Here is a 16,240-nt window from a genome sequence, read left to right as displayed (position 1 = left end):
GGATGGGTCCGTTCGGCCCATCCGCCGTGCGCCGTTCAGACCGAGATCGGCACCTTCGACGCGCCGCGCAGGTTGATGCGGCCGTTCCACTCGACCTCGCCCGCGAGGGCGAGCTTCGGGTAGCGGGCGACGAGTCCGCCGATGGCCAGCTGTCCTTCCATGCGGGCCAGGGCGGCGCCGAGGCAGTGGTGCGGGCCCGCGCCGAAGGAAACGTGCAGCCGGGCGTCACGGCGGTCCAGGCGCAGCTGGTCGGCGTCGGGTCCCCAGAAGCGCTCGTCGCGGTTGGCCGAGGCCTGGCCGAGGATGACGAAGCTGCCCGCCGGGATCTCCTGCCCACCCGCGGTGATCGGCTCGGTGGTGACGCGCCTGCCGGACTGCACGGGGCTGTCGTAGCGCAGGAACTCCTCGACGGCGTTGCCGATGAGACCGGGCTCGGCACGCAGCGCGGCGTGCTGCTCGGGGTGGCCGAGCAGCGCGACGACGCCGTTGGAGATCAGGTTGACGGTGGTCTCGTGGCCGGCCACATAGAGCAGGATGACCTGGGCGACGAGTTCCTCGTCGTCGAGGACGTCGCCGTCCTCCTCGGCGCGGATGAGGGCGGTCAGCAGGTCGTCGGCCGGGTCCGCGCGCTTGGCGGCGATGGCGGCGCGGCACAGCTCGGCCAGTTCGAGGTCGGCGCGCATGATCTGCTCGGCCAGCGCGGGATCGGCGATGGGCTCCAGCGACCGGACCAGGGTGCCGGTGAGCTCGCGCAGGCGGTCGGCGTCGGCCAGCTGCATGCCCAGCATCTCGTTGATCACCGCGAAGGGCAGCGGGAAGGCCAGCTCGGCGACCAGGTCGCCGCCGCCGTCGAGGCGGTCGAGGGACTCGTCCACCAGCTGCTGGATGCGCGGCTTGAGCGCGCCGATGGCGCGCGGGGTGAACACCTTGGTGACGAGCTTGCGCAGGCGGGTGTGGTCGGGCGGGTCGCGGTCGAGCATGGAGAGCCCGCCGCTGCGCAGGTGCTTGTCCCCGGACGCGGCGCGGATCTGGTCGCGGACCGGGTGGGGGGCGAGGTGGCGCTGCTCGACGGACAGCCCGGCGCGCAGCAGGTCCGCGACCTCGTCGTGGCGGCTGAGGAACCAGAAGCCCAGCGGGTGCTCGTGCACGGGCGCGGTGTCGCGCAGCTCGCGGTAGTGCGGGTACGGGTCGTCGGTGAAGCCGGGCATGAACGGGTTGAAGAGGACCATCTCGGTCATATCGCCTACCCTGTGTCGGTCACATACGCTGTGTATGTGGATACCGTACACCGCATGTCAGCCCCCAGGAGCCGCCGCGAGCAGTACTCCGACGCCACCCGCGCCGCGATCCTGGACGCAGCCACCCACCGCTTCGCCACGAACGGCTTCGCCGCCACGGGCCTGGAGGACATCGCCGCCGACATCAACGCCACCCGGGGCGCGGTCTACCACCACTTCGCCAGCAAGAAGGCCCTCTTCGAGGCCGTGCTGACCGAGCAGGAGATCGCCGCGATCACCCGCACCCGCACCGCGCACCAGTCGGCTCCGGGTCCGTGGCAGGGCGCGCTGGCGGCGCTGGAGGCCTTCCTCGACCAGTGCGTCGACCCGGTCTACAGCCGCATCGTGTGGCTCGAAGGCCCCATCGCCCTGGGCTGGGCGGCCTGGCAGGAAGCCGAGCAGAAGTACGCCCTGGCCCACATCGGCGACATCCTCGGCGAACTGGTGGCCGAGGGCCTGCTGGACCCGATCCCCCTGGAGACGGCCACCCAGATCACCTTCACGGTCCTGGGGACGGCGGGCCTGGCCCTGGCCCAGGCGCCCCCGGACGAGCAGCCCCGCCTGCGCGCCGAGTACGCCGACGTCATCGCCCGCATGATCGGCGGACTCCGGTCGACCTGACGCCTCAGGTCAGCCGGTGCACCACCGCGTCGGCCAGCAGGCGACCGGCGGGGGTGAGCACGCAGCGGCCCCCGGCGAGCGCGCCGGGGTCGAGCAGGCCGTCACCGGCGGCGCGGCCCGCCTCCAGCCGGGCCGGGGCGGCGAGGACCTCGACCGGCAGCCCCTCGGCGAGGCGCAGTTCCAGCAGCACCCGCTCCGTCCTGCGGTCCGCGTCGGTCAGGGTCTCGCGCCCGGCCGCGGGGGACAGTCCCTCGGCGAGGAGACCGGCGTAGCGGGCCGGGTGCTTCACGTTCCACCAGCGCACCCCGCCGACGTGGCTGTGCGCGCCCGGTCCGATCCCCCACCAGTTGTCGCCGCGCCAGTACAGGAGGTTGTGGTGGCAGCGCGCCGCGTCGTCGGCGGCCCAGTTCGACACCTCGTACCAGCGCAGCCCGGCGGCCACCAGCGCCGCGTCCACCTGCTCGTAGCGGTCGGCCATCACGTCGTCGTCGGGCATGGGCAGCTCGCCCCGCCGGACCCGCCGGGCCAGGGCGGTCCCGTCCTCCACGATCAGCGCGTAGGCCGAGACGTGGTCGACTCCCGACTCCAGCACCGACTCCAGCGACAGCGCGAGGTCGGCGGCGGTCTCCCCCGGGGTGCCGTAGATCAGGTCGAGGTTGACGTGCTCGAACCCGGCCGCCGCGGCCTCGCGGGCGGCGGCGACGGCCCGCCCGGGCGTGTGGTTGCGGTCCAGCACCTTCAGCACGTGCCGTGCCGCCGACTGCATCCCCAGCGACACCCGCGTGTACCCGGCCGCCCGCAGCGCGGCGAAGAACTCCGGTGACGTCGACTCCGGGTTGGCCTCGGTGGTCACCTCGGCCCCCGGGGCCAGCCCGACCGTCGAGCGCACGAGGTCGAGCACCGCCCCCAGCCCGTCGGCCCCCAGCAGCGACGGCGTGCCCCCGCCGACGAACACCGTCGACGCCGCGGGGGCGTCCCCCAGCACCCGCGCCGCCAGCTCCAACTCCTGGCCGACGGCGGTCAGCCACGAGGCGGGCGAGGCGGAGCCGCCCAGCTCCCCCGGCGTGTAGGTGTTGAAGTCGCAGTACCCGCAGCGGGTGGCGCAGAAGGGCACGTGGACGTAAATGCCGAATGCGCGCCGCCCCGCCGATGTGAGCGCGCTAACAGGAAGTGATCCGTCGGATGGGGCCGGATCGCCGTCGGGAAGAACGGAAGGCACGCCCGATATGGTCGCATCCCGGTAATTGACCGTACATTCGCACCCACCCTGACCGGATGCAAATGTCCGGTCAATCTTCCCGAACGCCCCGGCATCCCAGTCGGGGTCGGAGTTGGCAAGCGGCACCAGGCACGTCTCAGCATGCGGGCCGAGGTGGACCACCCCCTGGACGCGTGGCACTGTTTGAATCATGGCATCAGCGACCGAAGTCCGACTCGTGGCCCGACGCCACGTGGATTTCCGTCGCGTTTCCAGCGCGATGTGCCGTCCTTGACGTTCCCGTCTCGATTTTCAGCAGGCGTGGCGCGCTGACCGCGATCCTTTGGCGGGTGGCTGAGCGCGCGAGCGCCCCGACCCGGAGGACAGACCGGTGTCTCCCACCACCACTCCCCCGCCCGCGAAGCGCACGCGCCGCGGGGAGGGCCAATGGGCGCTCGGGTACCGCGAGCCGCTGAACCCGAACGAGCGCTCGAAGAAGGACGACAACCCGCTGAACGTGCGGGCGCGCATCGAGAACATCTACGCCCACGGCGGCTTCGCCAGCATCGATCCCGGCGACCTGCGCGGCCGGTTCCGCTGGTACGGCCTCTACACCCAGCGCAAGCCCGGCATCGACGGCGGCCGCACGGCCACGCTGGAGCCCGAGGAGCTCGACGACGAGTACTTCATGCTCCGCGTGCGCACCGACGGCGGCGCCGTCAGCACCGAGCAGCTGCGGGTGCTGGGCGAGCTGTCGCAGACCTACGCCCGCGACACCGCCGACATCACCGACCGCCAGAACATCCAGTACCACTGGATCCGCATCGAGGACATGCCGGAGATCTGGCGCCGCCTGGAGGGCGCGGGCATGACCACGATGGAGGCGTGCGGGGACTCCCCGCGCGTCGTCCTCGGCTCCCCGCTGGCGGGCATCGCCGTGAACGAGGTCATCGACGGGACCCCGGCGATCGAGGAGATCCTGCGCCGCTTCATCGGCAAGCCGGAGTTCGCCAACCTGCCGCGCAAGTTCAAGTCCGCCGTCTCGGGCCTGCCGGACATCGCCCACGAGATCCACGACGTGGCCTTCGTCGGCGTGGTGCACCCCGAGCACGGCCCCGGCTTCGACGTGTGGGTGGGCGGCGGCCTCTCGACCAACCCGATGATCGCCCAGCGCCTGGGCGCGTGGGTGCCGCTGGAAGAGGTCGCCGACGTCTACGGCGCGGTGATCAGCGTCTTCCGCGACTACGGCTACCGCAGGCTGCGCGCGCGGGCCCGCATCAAGTTCCTGGTGAAGGACTGGGGCGCGGCGAAGTTCCGCGAGGTGATGGAGGAGAAGTACCTGGGCCGCAAGCTGCTCGACGGCCCCGCGCCCGAGGTCCCGGCGCAGCCGGTCGACCACATCGGCGTGCACAAGCAGAAGGACGGCCTCTACTACGTGGGCGCCGCGCCGATCGCGGGCCGGGTGTCCGGCTCGATCCTGGTGGAGATCGCCAAGGCCGCCGAGCGGGCCGGGTCGCGGCGGGTGCGCTTCACCCCGCAGCAGAAGCTGGTGGTGCTGGACGTGCCCGAGGCCGAGGTGGACGCGCTGCGCGCCGACCTGGCCGCCCAGGGCCTGCAGGTGGACGCCTCGCCGTGGCGGCGGGGCGTGATGGCCTGCACCGGCATCGAGTTCTGCAAGCTGGCGATCGTGGAGACGAAGGCCCGCGCGCACAACCTGGTCGCCGAGCTGGAGACCCGGCTCAAGGACATCACCGACGGCATCACCGCGCCGATCTCGGTGCACATCAACGGCTGCCCGAACTCCTGCGCGCGCATCCAGACCGCCGACATCGGGCTCAAGGGCCAGATCGTCACCGACGACGAGGGCAGGCAGGTCGAGGGCTTCCAGGTGCACCTGGGTGGCGGGCTCGGCCTGGACGCGGGCTTCGGCAAGAAGCTGCGCGGGCACAAGGTGGTCGCCAGCGAGCTGCCCGACTACGTCGAGCGGGTCGTGCGGGCCTATGTGGACGAGCGCGCGCCCGACGAGCGATTCGCGCAGTGGGTCACGCGCACGGACGAGGGCAATCTGCGATGACCGAGCGCGCCGTTCCCTACCACTGCCCGTTCTGCGGCGAGGAAGACCTGCGCCCGCACGAGGAGCCGCACGGCTCCTGGGCCTGCATGGCGTGCAGGCGGGTCTTCACGGTGAAGTTCGCGGGCCTGTACGCGGGCGCCCCGGAGGTGACCGGATGACCAGCACGGCAGAAGACCTGCGGGCGCTGGCCGAGCAGGCCGGGCGCGACCTGGCGGACGCGAGCGCCGCCGAGGCGCTGGCGTGGACGGCGGCCACCTTCGGCGGCCGGTTCATCGTGGCCTCGAACATGCAGGACGCGGTGCTGATCGACGTGGCCTACCAGGCCGCGAAGGACTTCGACATCCTGTTCCTGGAGACCGGCTACCACTTCGCCGAGACGATCGGCGTGCGCGACGCGGTGGAGCTGGTGTACCCGGGCACGCGCATCGTGACCGCCGAGGCCGAGCAGTCGGTGGCCGAGCAGGAGGCCGAGTTCGGCCTGCTGAACAAGACCGACCCCACCCGCTGCTGCTTCCTGCGCAAGGTGGTGCCGCTGCAGCGGACGCTGGCAGGCTACGACGCGTGGGTCACCGGCGTGCGCCGGGTGGACGCGCCGACCCGGGCGGGCACGCCGATCGTGCAGTGGGACGAGCGCAACGGGCTGGTCAAGGTCAACCCGATCGCGCCGTGGACCGACGAGGAGTTCGACGCCTACATCACCGAGCGGGGCATCCTGCAGAACCCCCTGGTCGGCGAGGGCTACCTGTCCATCGGCTGCGCGCCCTGCACCACCAAGCCGCTGCCGGGGCAGGACGCCCGCAGCGGCCGGTGGGCGGGCCAGGCCAAGACCGAGTGCGGACTGCACGGGTAGGGACGGACACACATGACACTCACCGACATCCGCACCGGCGTCGCCACCGACGCCCTCGACCGCCTGGAATCCGAGGCCGTCCACATCTTCCGGGAGGTCGCGGGCGAGTTCGACCGGCCGGTGATCCTGTTCTCCGGCGGCAAGGACTCCACGGTGCTGCTGCACCTGGCGGTCAAGGCGTTCTGGCCCGCCCCGGTGCCGTTCCCGCTGCTGCACGTGGACACCGGGCACAACCTGGACGAGGTCATCGAGTTCCGCGACCGCACCGTCGAGCGCTACGGGCTGCGCCTGCACGTGGCCAGCGTGCAGGACTACATCGATGACGGTCGTCTCACCGAGCGCGCCGACGGTACCCGCAACCCGCTGCAGACGGTGCCGCTGCTGGACGCCATCACCGGCAACAAGTTCGACGCCGTCTTCGGCGGGGGCCGCCGCGACGAGGAGCGGGCCCGGGCCAAGGAGCGGATCTTCAGCCTGCGCAACGCCTTCGGCCAGTGGGAGCCGCGCCGTCAGCGCCCCGAGCTGTGGAACCTCTACAACGGACGCCACAAGCCCGGTGAGCACGTGCGCGTGTTCCCGCTGTCGAACTGGACCGAGCTGGACGTGTGGCGCTACATCGAGCGCGAGCGCATCGAGCTGCCCGACATCTACTACGCGCACCGCCGCGAGGTGTTCAAGCGCGACGGCATGTGGCTGACGCCCGGCCCGTGGTTCGGCCCGGCCGAGGGCGAGGAGCTGGTGGAGAAGACCGTGCGGTACCGCACGGTCGGCGACGGCTCGTGCACCGGAGCGGTGGAGTCCGAGGCCTCCGACATCGCCACGGTGATCGCCGAGGTCTCGGCCAGCAGGCTCACCGAGCGCGGCGCGACCCGCGCCGACGACCGGCTGTCCGAGGCGGCCATGGAAGACCGCAAGCGGGAAGGGTACTTCTGATGGGCGAGCAGCGAGACCTGCTGCGGCTGGCCACGGCGGGCAGCGTGGACGACGGCAAGTCGACGCTGGTCGGGCGCCTGCTCTACGACACCAAGTCGGTGCTGGCCGACCAGCTCGACGCGGTGCACCGCGCCAGCGTCGACAAGGGCCTGTCGACGCCGGACCTGTCGCTGCTGGTCGACGGCCTGCGCTCGGAGCGCGAGCAGGGCATCACCATCGACGTGGCCTACCGCTACTTCGCCACCCCGGCGCGCTCGTTCGTGCTGGCCGACACGCCGGGGCACGTGCAGTACACGCGCAACACCGTGACCGGCGCGTCCACGGCGCAGCTGGCGATCCTGCTGGTCGACGCGCGCAAGGGCGTCATCGAGCAGACCCGTCGCCACGCCGCGGTGCTGGCGCTGCTGGCCGTGCCCCGGCTGGTGCTGGCGGTCAACAAGATCGACCTGGTCGACTACGACGAGGACGTCTTCGCCGCCATCGCCGCGGAGTTCGAGGCGCACGCGCGCGCCCTGGGCTACCCGGCGGGGTCGGTCCGCTCGATCCCGGTCTCGGCGCTGGTGGGCGACAACGTGGTGGAGCGCTCGGCGAACATCGACTGGTACTCGGGGCCGACGCTGCTGGAGCACCTGGAGACGGTGCCGGTCGAGCCGGACCCGCACGACGCGCCGTTCCGCTTCCCGGTGCAGTACGTGATCCGCACCAACACCGCGGAGTTCCCCGACTACCGCGGCTACGCGGGCCAAGTCGCGGCGGGCACGGTCCGCCCCGGCGACGACGTCGTGGTGCTGCCGTCGGGCCGCCGCTCGGCGGTGACCGCGATCGACACCCCGGACGGGCCGCTGTCGGAGGCGGTGGCGGGCCAGTCGGTGACGCTGCTGCTGGCCGACGACATCGACATCACCCGCGGCGACCTGATCGCCCCGGCGGCCGCGGCCCCGGCGGTGGCCGACGAGTTCGACGCGACGCTGGCCTGGCTGGGCGACAAGCCGCTGCGACCGGGTGCGCGGGTGCTGCTCAAGCACGGCACGCGCACGGTCCAGGCGCTCGTCGGCGGGCTGGGCGCCCGGTTCGACGAGCAGACTTTGTCTATTGTGGATTCACCGGAGTCGCTGGAGCTGAACGAGATCGGCCGGGTCAGCCTGCGCACCGCGGAGCCGCTGCCGCTGGACGACTACGCGCAGGTGCCCCGCACGGGCGCCTTCCTGGTGATCGACCCCGCCGACGGCTCGACGCTGGCCGCGGGCCTCGTCGGCGCGGGCCTGCCCGGCCTGGTCCCCGCCTGATGCGCGTCGTGGTCGCGCTCCTCGCGCTGGTGCTGCTGGCCTCGGGGTGCACCCGGGTCCAGCGCACCGAGGCGTGGGAGCGCGGCCCGGTGCCCGACCTCGGGCCCGCGGCCCAGCTGCGGCTGGGCTACTTCCCGAACGTCACGCACGCCTCGGCGCTGGTCGGCCTGGAGAAGGGCTTCTTCGCCGGCGAGCTGGGCGGCACCGAGCTGGTGCCGACGAAGTTCACCGACGGCGCGACCGAGGTCTCGGCGTTCCTCGGCGGCTCGCTGGACGCCGGGTTCATCGGCTCCGGCCCCGCGCTCAACGCCTTCGCCCGCTCCGACGGCCGCGCGGTGCGGCTGGTGGCGGGCGCGACCTCCGGCGGCGCGCAGCTGGTCACCGCGCCGGGGATCGACTCCCCCGCCGACCTGGCCGGCCGGGTCGTGGTGACCCCGGCGCTGGGCAACACCCAGGACATCGCGCTCAAGGCGTGGCTGGCCGAGAACGGCCTGGCCGAGGCGGTGGAGGTGACCAACCGCGACCCGGCGCAGACCTTCGCCGCGTTCACCCAGGGCGAGGTGCAGGCCGCGTGGCTGCCCGAGCCCTGGGCGTCGCGGCTGGTGCTCGACGCGGGCGCGCGCGTGCTCGTCGACGAGGCGGACCTGTGGCCGGGTGGGCGCTTCCCGACCACGGTCCTGCTGGTGCGCACCCGGTTCCTCGCCGAGCACCCGCAGACGGTGCGCGCGCTGCTGCGCGGCCTGCTCGCCGCCGACGCGTGGGCCGGAGAGCACCCCGCCGAGGCCAAGGCCGCGGTGAACGCCCAGCTGGCCGAGCTGGTCGGCAAGCCGCTGAGCGGGCCGGTCATCGACCGGGCCTTCGCGGGCATCGAGCTGACCACCGACCCGATCGGGGCCGCCTTCCCGGCGCTGGCCCAGCACGCCGTCACCGCGGGCATCACCCGACGGCCGATGGACCTCACCGGGTTCATCGACCTGACCGCCCTCGACGCCGTGCTCGCCGAGGACCGCTCCACCGCACCGAACTGACCGCACCGCAACCGCTCTAGCCCGAAGAAGCCCGACCCGCACCGCGAACCCGAACACCGAGAGGCAGGACCCGATGACCGCCACGCTCGCGGCCACCCCCGCCCCCGTACCCCCCACCGCGACCGCCACGGGCACCGTCGTCGGCATGCGCGGGGTCCGCAAGGTGTTCGGCCACGGCCCGAACGCGGTCGTCGCGCTGGACGGCATCGATCTGTCGGTGGCGCCCGGTGAGTTCGTCTGCCTGCTGGGCGCTTCCGGGTGCGGCAAGACCACGGTGCTGAACCTGCTCGCCGGCCTGGACCGCCCGAGCGCGGGCGAGATCGAGCTGACCACGACCCGCCCCGCGGTGATGTTCCAGGAGGCCGCGCTGATGCCGTGGCTGACCGCCGCGCGCAACGTGGAGCTGCCGCTGCGCCTGGCCGGGGTCAAGCGCGACGCCCGCCGGGCCCGCACCCGCGAGCTGCTGGAGCTGGTGCGCCTGGGCGAGGTGGGCGACAAGCGCCCGCACGAGCTGTCCGGCGGCATGCGCCAGCGCGTCGCCCTGGCCCGCGCGCTGGCTTCGACGCTGGCGGGCAACGGCGGCGAGGCGTCCTCGCTGCTGCTCATGGACGAGCCGTTCTCGGCGCTGGACGCCATTACCCGCGACGTGCTCCAGGGCGAGCTGCTGCGCGTGTGGGAGACCACGGGCACCGCGGTCGTGTTCGTGACCCACGACGTGCGCGAAGCCGTCCGGCTCGGGCAGCGGGTGGTGCTGCTGTCCTCCAAGCCCGGCCGGGTGGTGCAGGAGTGGACGGTCGACGGGCACGACGAGGCCGCGCTGACCGACGAGGTCAACGCCCGTCTGCGTGAAGTGATCAGCAGCCATGCCGCGGCCTGACACCCTGTCGGCGGGCGGGCCGGGCACGCGGGAGGACCCCCGCGACCCCAACGACACCGTCGGGGCGGGTCTGGACGCCCTGGACACCCCGGTCGCGCCGAAGCGGCAGCGCCGCCTGCTGCGCGCGGTGCTCGCCCCGGTCGTGGCGCTGGCCGCGATCGTCGCGGTGTGGCAGTTCCTGTGGTCGCAGGCGTTCTGGCCGGAGTACCAGTTGCCCGCGCCGCTGGACGTGTGGGACCAGTTCACCGCGATCGTGGCGGGCGGGGACGTCTGGGAGTTCCTGTGGACCTCGGTGCACCGGGCGGTCATCGGCTTCCTGATCTCGGTCGCCGTGGCCACCCCGCTCGGCCTGCTGCTGGCCAAGGTGCCGATGGTGCGCGCCGCGATCGGGCCGCTGATCTCCGGCCTGCAGTCGCTGCCGTCGGTGGCCTGGGTGCCCGCCGCGGTGCTGTGGTTCGGGCTCAACGACGCGGCGATCTACACCGTCGTGCTGCTGGGCGCGGTCCCGTCGATCGCCAACGGGCTGGTCGCCGGGATCGATCAGATCCCGCCGATCCTGCCGAGGGTGGGCAAGGTGCTCGGCGCGGGGCCGCTGGACACCGCGCGCCACATCCTGCTGCCCGCCGCGCTGCCGGGCTACCTCGCCGGGCTCAAGCAGGGCTGGGCGTTCTCGTGGCGGTCGCTGATGGCCGCGGAGCTGATCGCGACCTCGCCGGCGCTGGGCTTCGGGCTCGGGCAGTACCTGCACAACGCGATGGCGCTGTCGGACATGTCGATGGTGATCACCGGCATCCTGCTGATCTTCTTCGTCGGAGTGGGCATCGAGCTGCTGGTGTTCCGTCCGCTGGAGCGCTCGGTGCTGCGGGCCCGCGGACTGGCGGGTGCGCTGTGATCCCGCTCGTCGCCGTGGCGCACGGCAGCCGCGACCCGCGCTCGGCCGCGACGGTGCGGGCGCTGGTGGACCTCGTGCGCGACCGCTCCGGCCTGGACGTGCGGGCGGCGTTCCTCGACCTGTCCGAGCCGCATCTTCTCGACGTGCTGCGGGAGCTGCACGGCGAGGGCCACCGGCGCGCGGTGGTCGCCCCGCTGTTGCTGGGCCGGGCCTTCCACGCCCGCGTCGACCTGCCCGCGCTGCTGGAGCAGGCCCGCGCCGAGCTGCCGATGTCGGTCTCGGTGGCCGACGTGCTGGGCGGCTCGCCGCTGCTGGAGGCCGCCGCGCTGCGCAGGCTCGCCGACGCGGGCGTGGAGCCGGGGATGTCCGACACCGGCGTGGTGCTGGCGGCCATCGGGTCCTCGCACGGGCCCGCCAACGACAAGGTGGTCGCCGTGGCGCGGCGCTGGGCGGGGCGCCACGGCTGGGCTGGGGTGGAGGCCGCGTTCGCGACCGCGGCGGCGCCGGACGTGCCCACGGCGGTGGCCCGGCTGCGGGCGCGCGGCGCGCGGCGGATCGCCGTGGCCTCGTGGTTCCTGGCGCCGGGTCTGCTGCCGGACCGGGTCACCGCGCTCGCCACGGCCGCCGACGAGCGCGCGATCATCGCCCCGCCGATGGGCGCCGCGGTGGAGATCGCGGACCTGGTGCTCCAGCGCTACACGGCCGCGCTCGACCTCGCCAAGATCGCCTGAAAGATCCTGACAAGTCCTGACAAGTCCTGGCAAGTACTGACAAGTACTGTGGCCAGTGTTGTGCGGTTGCGCACAGAACGGGGGCGGCCCTCTGCCCCCACCCCTAACCTACTAGGCAGTAGGTAATCGTGGGAGGGGCGCATGGCCGTGCTGGACGGGATGCTGGCCGCCGCGGGCAACGCGGCGCACCGGGTGCTCGGCGGCGGGTTCGCCGACCTGACCCCGTGGCCGAGGGAACTCGTCGACTCCGGCCGCGCCCGTCGCCTCTACCACTGCGACTCGGCCGAGACCGGCGCGCCGGTGCTGCTGGTGCCCCCGCTCGGCGTCCCCGACTCCCCCTATGACCTGCGCCGAGGGTGCAGCCTGGTCGAACACCTCGCGCCCCAGCGGCCGACCTACCTCCTCGACTACGGCCCCATGGGCTTCGCCGAGCGCGGCCTCGGCCTGGAGCACTGGGTGGACGAGGTCCTGCCCGCCGCCGTCGACGCGGTGCGCGAGCGCACCGGGCAGGCGCCGCACCTCGTCGGCTGGTGCTTCGGCGGCATCCTGTCGGTGCTGGCCGCCGCCCGGCTCGACGTCGACGCGATCGCGTCGCTGACCGTCGTGGCGAGCCCGTTCGACTTCACCAAAGTCCCGCTGCTGATGCCGCTGCGCCCAGTCGTGGCCGCCACCGGGGGCCACGTGTTCACCCCGGTCTACCGCGCCCTCGGCACGATCCCCGCGCCGCTGGTGCGCGCGGTGTTCCAGATCTCGGCGCTGGACCGGCAGCTGACCAAGCCCTTCGCCGTCGCCGCGCACCTGCACGACCGCGACTACCTCGCCCAGATCGAGGCCGTCGAGCGCTTCACCGCGACCATGACCGCCTACCCCGGCCGCACGATCGCCCAGATCTACCACCGCTTCTACCGCGAGAACGCCCTCGCCCAGGGCTCCATCGAGATCGGCGGCACGCGCGTGGACCTGGCCGCGGCCAAGCAGCGCACCCTGCTGATCGCGGGCCGCTCGGACACCATCGCCCCGCGCCGCTCGGTCGCCGCGCTCCTCGACGTGCTGCCCGACGCCGAGGTCGAGTTCACCACCGCCAAGGGCGGGCACCTGGGCGTGCTGACCGGCCGAGCGGCCAGGACCGAGGTCTGGCCGCTCATCGACCGGCACATCAGCGGGTGAAGACGATCTTTCCCGCGGTCTCGCCCGCCTGCATCGCCTCGAACCCCGCGCGCGCCTCCGCCATCGCCAGCTCGGTCCCGATGCGCGGCCTGATGCCCGCGGTGGCGCAGAAGGAGAGCAGGTCGGCCAGCTCGTCGCGGGTGCCCATGGTGGAGCCGATCACGCTGATCTGCAGGAAGAACAGCCGCTGCAGGTCGGCGCTGGGGTCGGGGCCGCTGGTCGAGCCGGACACCACGATCACGCCGCCGGGCTTGAGCGCGCGCATCGAGTGCGCCCAGGTCGCCTTGCCGACGGTCTCGAACACGCCGTCGACCTTCTCCGGCAGCCGCGCGCCGGACTCGAAGACCGCGTGCGCGCCCAGCTCGGTGGCCAGCGCCCGCTTCTCCTCGGTCCGCCCGGTCACCCACACCCGCAGGCCCGCCGCCCGGCCCAGCTCGATCAGCGCCGTCGACACCCCGCCGGAAGCGCCCTGCACCAGCATGGTCTGCCCCGGGCGCAGCCCGGACTTCACGAACAGCATGCGGTAGGCCGTCAGCCAGGCCGTGCCCATGCACGCGGCCTCGGCGAAGGACAGGTCGGCGGGCTTGGGCAGCACGTTGCGCGCGGGCACGACGACGGTGTCGGCGAAGGTGCCCTGGTGCAGCTCGGTGAGCAGCGTGCGCTTGGGGTCCAGGGTGTCGTCGCCGGTCCAGGCCGGGTCGGTGATGACCGAGTGCAGCACGACCTCGGTGCCGTCGGCGAGCACGCCCGCGCCGTCGCAGCCGAGGATCATCGGGAAGCGCTCGGCCTTGATGCCGACGCCCTTGAGCGTCCACAGGTCGTGCATGTTGAGGCTGGCGGCGCGCACCGAGACCGACACCCAGCCGTCGGGGGCCACCGGGTCGGGGCGCTCGCCCACGGTGAGGGCGGCCAGCGGATCGTCCGGGTTCGGCCCGGCGGCGTAGACGGCGAACATGTCCAGCAACATAGCCACGCTCGCGGCCGCCCGCCCCACGGAAGTGGCCGAGGTCTAGTCTCGGGACCGTGCAGGGGTTGACCGACTGGTGGAACGACGTCGAGCTGTGGCTGGCGACGACGCCCTTCGCACTGCAGTTCACCCTGGTGATGGTGGTGCTCCTGCCGCTGTGCCTGGGCGTGGCCTGGCTGATCGACCGCGCGGTCGACTACGCCTCGGCCCGCTTCGGCTCCCGGCACGAGCCCCCGATCGACGCGGAGTAGGCCGGTGGGTTCCCGCAAGCGCATCACGGTCGCGCTGATCTCCCTCGTCGCGCTCGTCGTCGTGGGCTGGCTGGTCGGCGATCTGGGCACGTCGTCAGAGCCGACGCCCCCGCCGGGCCAGAGCACCTACGCCCCGCGCAGCGACCTTCCGGTGGAGGCGCTGTCCGGGCTTCCCGCCGAGGCGGCCGACACCTGGGAGCTGGTCAAAGCGGGCGGCCCGTTCCCCCACCCCGACCGCGACGGCACCACCTTCCAGAACCGCGAGGGCCTGCTTCCCGACGAGGAACGCGGCTACTACAAGGAGTACACCGTGCCGACCCCCGGCAGCCGCGACCGCGGCGCGCGCCGGTTGGTGACGGGCGCGGAGTCCGAGGTGTACTACACCGCCGACCACTACGAGACCTTCGTCGAGGTGGACACGTCCCGATGACCGGAGCGCCGATGATCGACCACGCGATGGACGGCACCCGCGTGCGGACCAAGCCGGACTTCTACGAGGCCGTCGCCGAGGTCATGTCCTTCCCGGACTGGTTCGGCCACAACCTCGACGCGCTCTACGACTGCCTGACCGACCTGTCGTGGCTGCCGCCGGGCAAGCACGTGCTGGTGTGGTTCCGCCCCGACGTGCTCGCCGACGCCGACCCGGCGGGCTACCGCGCGGTGCAGGGCGTGCTGGCCGACGCCGTCGCCGACTTCACCGATCCCGAACGCGGCTTCTCCGTGGTCCTGATCGAGCCCTAGCTAGGGTGCCTGTCATGGCAGACGAGCTGGTGCACTACGAGATCTCGCGCGGCGTGGCGCGGATCACCCTGGACTCCCCGCACAACCGCAACGCGCTCTCGGCGCAGCTGCGCCGCGAACTGCGCGCGCACCTGGCTTCCGCGGTGGAGGACGACGCGGTCAGGGTGATCGTGCTCGACCACACCGGGCCGGTGTTCTGCGCGGGCATGGACCTCAAGGAGGCCGGTGGCGCCTCGGCCACCGAGCAGGGGGTCAACGAGTTCCCCGCGATCCTGGAGCAGATCTGGACCAGTCCCAAGCCGGTGGTGGCCAAGCTCGGCGGCCCGGCCCGCGCGGGCGGTGTCGGGATCGTCGCCGCCGCCGACATCGCGGTGGCCGCCGAGGACGCGACCTTCGCCTTCACCGAGGTCCGCATCGGCGTGGTCCCGGCCATCATCTCGGTGACCGTGCTGCCGCGGCTGCTGCCGCGCGCCGCGCACGAGCTGTTCCTGACCGGGGAGAAGTTCGACGCGCACCGCGCGGTGGAGATCGGCCTGCTCAACGCGGCGGTGCCCGCCAACAAGCTCGACGACCAGGTCGAGTACTACACCGACATGCTGGCTCTCGGCGGCCCGAACGCGCTGTCGGCGACCAAGGCGATGCTGCGCAGGCAGCGCCCGTCGGACATGTCCAGCGACTTCGCCGACATGCTCGCCCTGTCCGCGCGGCACTTCGCCAGCGAGGAGGGGCAGGAGGGCATCAGCTCCTTCGCCGAGAAGCGTCCCGCGCGATGGGTTCCCACCGACTGAGCAGTCCGGGGTCGGCCTCGGCGATCCGCTCGCGCATCGGCCTGCGGTCGAGCGCGGCGATCATCTCGTCCACCAGGGCGCTCAGCGGCCCCGACAGCTCGGCCTCCAGCTCCCGCGCCGCCGACGCGGTCGCCGCCCACTCCGCGTGCAGGACGGGCAGCAGCCGCTCGGCGGCCGGGGTGAGGGCGGCGATGCGCTCCCGCGCGTCCTGGCCGGGCTCCAGGGAGACCAGCCCGTCGCGGACCATGAGGGCGACGGTCTGGCTGGCCGCGGAGTGGGTCACCCCGACGGCCGTGGCCAGATCCTTGATGGAGCGCGGGCCGTCGGCGAGCACCCGCAGGTAGGCGGTGAAGCGGATGCGGAACCACTCCAGCCCGAGGTCGTCGTAGACGCCCGCGACGGCGGTGTCGAGGCGGTCGAGCAGGCTGCGCAGCCGGGTGCCGAGCAGCTCAGGCCCGTAACCCGGTGTCCCCGGAGACATCACCGCGCTACTGTAACAGCGCTAATACAACAGCACTGATACAACAGCGCTGACACAACGGCGCTGCCGCTTCCTGGG

Annotated in this window: 20 protein-coding genes; 16 read left to right on the top strand and 4 right to left on the bottom strand. The window is 72.8% G+C overall.

Annotated elements, in window-relative coordinates; all coding sequences use genetic code 11:
* Nucleotides 1-35: 35 nt before the first annotated feature.
* Nucleotides 36-1,238: a cytochrome P450 gene (locus ACFPM7_RS10750; protein ID WP_378246597.1), complete on the bottom strand. Its 1,203-nt coding sequence runs from the start codon at nucleotides 1,236-1,238 to the stop codon at nucleotides 36-38.
* Between the two features lie 54 nt (nucleotides 1,239-1,292).
* On the opposite strand from ACFPM7_RS10750, the gene ACFPM7_RS10745 reads away from it, so the two are divergent.
* Nucleotides 1,293-1,898: a TetR/AcrR family transcriptional regulator gene (locus tag ACFPM7_RS10745; protein ID WP_378246595.1), complete on the top strand. Its 606-nt coding sequence runs from the start codon at nucleotides 1,293-1,295 to the stop codon at nucleotides 1,896-1,898.
* Nucleotides 1,899-1,902: 4 nt separating this feature from the next.
* Here the strand turns inward: ACFPM7_RS10745 and hemW are convergent, their stop codons facing one another.
* The gene (gene hemW / locus ACFPM7_RS10740; RefSeq protein WP_378247217.1) at nucleotides 1,903-3,117 is read right to left on the bottom strand and encodes a radical SAM family heme chaperone HemW; all 1,215 of its coding nucleotides are present in this window, start codon (nucleotides 3,115-3,117) and stop codon (nucleotides 1,903-1,905) included.
* Between the two features lie 190 nt (nucleotides 3,118-3,307).
* On the opposite strand from hemW, the gene ACFPM7_RS10735 reads away from it, so the two are divergent.
* From ACFPM7_RS10735 to ACFPM7_RS10685, 11 genes are all read left to right on the top strand, one after another.
* Complete coding sequence (locus ACFPM7_RS10735) at nucleotides 3,308-3,391, top strand: putative leader peptide (protein WP_378247215.1); 84 nt, start codon at nucleotides 3,308-3,310, stop codon at nucleotides 3,389-3,391.
* A gap of 96 nt (nucleotides 3,392-3,487) precedes the next feature.
* On the top strand, nucleotides 3,488-5,170 hold the full coding sequence (locus ACFPM7_RS10730) for a nitrite/sulfite reductase (protein ID WP_378246593.1): 1,683 nt from the start codon (nucleotides 3,488-3,490) through the stop codon (nucleotides 5,168-5,170).
* Nucleotides 5,167-5,328, top strand: coding sequence for an Insertion element protein (locus ACFPM7_RS10725; RefSeq protein WP_378246591.1), 162 nt, complete (start codon nucleotides 5,167-5,169; stop codon nucleotides 5,326-5,328). The genes ACFPM7_RS10730 and ACFPM7_RS10725 overlap by 4 nt, the downstream gene beginning before the upstream one ends.
* On the top strand, nucleotides 5,325-6,020 hold the full coding sequence (locus ACFPM7_RS10720) for a phosphoadenylyl-sulfate reductase (protein WP_378246589.1): 696 nt from the start codon (nucleotides 5,325-5,327) through the stop codon (nucleotides 6,018-6,020). The genes ACFPM7_RS10725 and ACFPM7_RS10720 overlap by 4 nt, the downstream gene beginning before the upstream one ends.
* Before the next feature lie 12 nt (nucleotides 6,021-6,032).
* Nucleotides 6,033-6,953 carry a sulfate adenylyltransferase subunit CysD gene (cysD, locus tag ACFPM7_RS10715; RefSeq protein ID WP_378246587.1) on the top strand — a complete coding sequence of 307 codons (921 nt, stop codon included), beginning with the start codon at nucleotides 6,033-6,035 and terminating at the stop codon, nucleotides 6,951-6,953.
* Complete coding sequence (locus ACFPM7_RS10710; protein ID WP_378246585.1) at nucleotides 6,953-8,239, top strand: sulfate adenylyltransferase subunit 1; 1,287 nt, start codon at nucleotides 6,953-6,955, stop codon at nucleotides 8,237-8,239. Before cysD ends, ACFPM7_RS10710 begins: the two co-directional genes overlap by 1 nt.
* Nucleotides 8,239-9,267 carry an ABC transporter substrate-binding protein gene (locus ACFPM7_RS10705; protein ID WP_378246583.1) on the top strand — a complete coding sequence of 343 codons (1,029 nt, stop codon included), beginning with the start codon at nucleotides 8,239-8,241 and terminating at the stop codon, nucleotides 9,265-9,267. Before ACFPM7_RS10710 ends, ACFPM7_RS10705 begins: the two co-directional genes overlap by 1 nt.
* Nucleotides 9,268-9,340: 73 nt before the next feature.
* Nucleotides 9,341-10,144 carry an ABC transporter ATP-binding protein gene (locus tag ACFPM7_RS10700; RefSeq protein WP_378246581.1) on the top strand — a complete coding sequence of 268 codons (804 nt, stop codon included), beginning with the start codon at nucleotides 9,341-9,343 and terminating at the stop codon, nucleotides 10,142-10,144.
* Nucleotides 10,131-11,036 (top strand): ABC transporter permease, encoded by a 906-nt coding sequence (locus tag ACFPM7_RS10695; RefSeq protein ID WP_378246579.1) that lies wholly within the window; start codon nucleotides 10,131-10,133, stop codon nucleotides 11,034-11,036. The genes ACFPM7_RS10700 and ACFPM7_RS10695 overlap by 14 nt, the downstream gene beginning before the upstream one ends.
* Entirely contained in the window at nucleotides 11,033-11,767 is a 735-nt protein-coding gene (locus ACFPM7_RS10690; RefSeq protein ID WP_378246577.1) for a sirohydrochlorin chelatase, read from the top strand. Before ACFPM7_RS10695 ends, ACFPM7_RS10690 begins: the two co-directional genes overlap by 4 nt.
* Nucleotides 11,768-11,908: 141 nt before the next feature.
* Entirely contained in the window at nucleotides 11,909-12,934 is a 1,026-nt protein-coding gene (locus ACFPM7_RS10685; protein WP_378246575.1) for an alpha/beta fold hydrolase, read from the top strand.
* Here the strand turns inward: ACFPM7_RS10685 and ACFPM7_RS10680 are convergent.
* Complete coding sequence (locus tag ACFPM7_RS10680; protein WP_378246573.1) at nucleotides 12,924-13,889, bottom strand: zinc-binding dehydrogenase; 966 nt, start codon at nucleotides 13,887-13,889, stop codon at nucleotides 12,924-12,926. The two genes, ACFPM7_RS10685 and ACFPM7_RS10680, sit on opposite strands and share 11 nt — an antisense overlap.
* Before the next feature lie 68 nt (nucleotides 13,890-13,957).
* Here ACFPM7_RS10680 and ACFPM7_RS10675 point away from each other — a divergent pair, with 68 nt between their 5' ends.
* The 4 genes from ACFPM7_RS10675 to ACFPM7_RS10660 are packed head-to-tail and all read left to right on the top strand — an operon-like array spanning nucleotide 13,958 to nucleotide 15,681.
* Complete coding sequence (locus ACFPM7_RS10675) at nucleotides 13,958-14,152, top strand: hypothetical protein (protein WP_378246571.1); 195 nt, start codon at nucleotides 13,958-13,960, stop codon at nucleotides 14,150-14,152.
* 4 nt (nucleotides 14,153-14,156) lie between these two features.
* Nucleotides 14,157-14,582, top strand: a complete 426-nt coding sequence (locus ACFPM7_RS10670; RefSeq protein ID WP_378246569.1) for a guanyl-specific ribonuclease — start codon at nucleotides 14,157-14,159, stop codon at nucleotides 14,580-14,582.
* Nucleotides 14,579-14,893, top strand: coding sequence for a barstar family protein (locus tag ACFPM7_RS10665; protein WP_378246567.1), 315 nt, complete (start codon nucleotides 14,579-14,581; stop codon nucleotides 14,891-14,893). Before ACFPM7_RS10670 ends, ACFPM7_RS10665 begins: the two co-directional genes overlap by 4 nt.
* 14 nt (nucleotides 14,894-14,907) lie before the next feature.
* Nucleotides 14,908-15,681, top strand: coding sequence for an enoyl-CoA hydratase-related protein (locus ACFPM7_RS10660; RefSeq protein WP_378246565.1), 774 nt, complete (start codon nucleotides 14,908-14,910; stop codon nucleotides 15,679-15,681).
* Here the strand turns inward: ACFPM7_RS10660 and ACFPM7_RS10655 are convergent.
* Nucleotides 15,632-16,162, bottom strand: coding sequence for a MarR family winged helix-turn-helix transcriptional regulator (locus ACFPM7_RS10655; RefSeq protein ID WP_378247213.1), 531 nt, complete (start codon nucleotides 16,160-16,162; stop codon nucleotides 15,632-15,634). The two genes, ACFPM7_RS10660 and ACFPM7_RS10655, sit on opposite strands and share 50 nt — an antisense overlap.
* Nucleotides 16,163-16,240 lie beyond the last annotated feature (78 nt).

Origin of the sequence: Actinokineospora guangxiensis, assembly GCF_042657845.1 — a bacterium.
Classification (GTDB): Bacteria; Actinomycetota; Actinomycetes; order Mycobacteriales; family Pseudonocardiaceae; genus Actinokineospora; species Actinokineospora guangxiensis.
The sequence above is the reverse complement of the archived record's forward strand: the minus strand, read 5'-3'. Positions and strand labels throughout refer to the sequence as shown.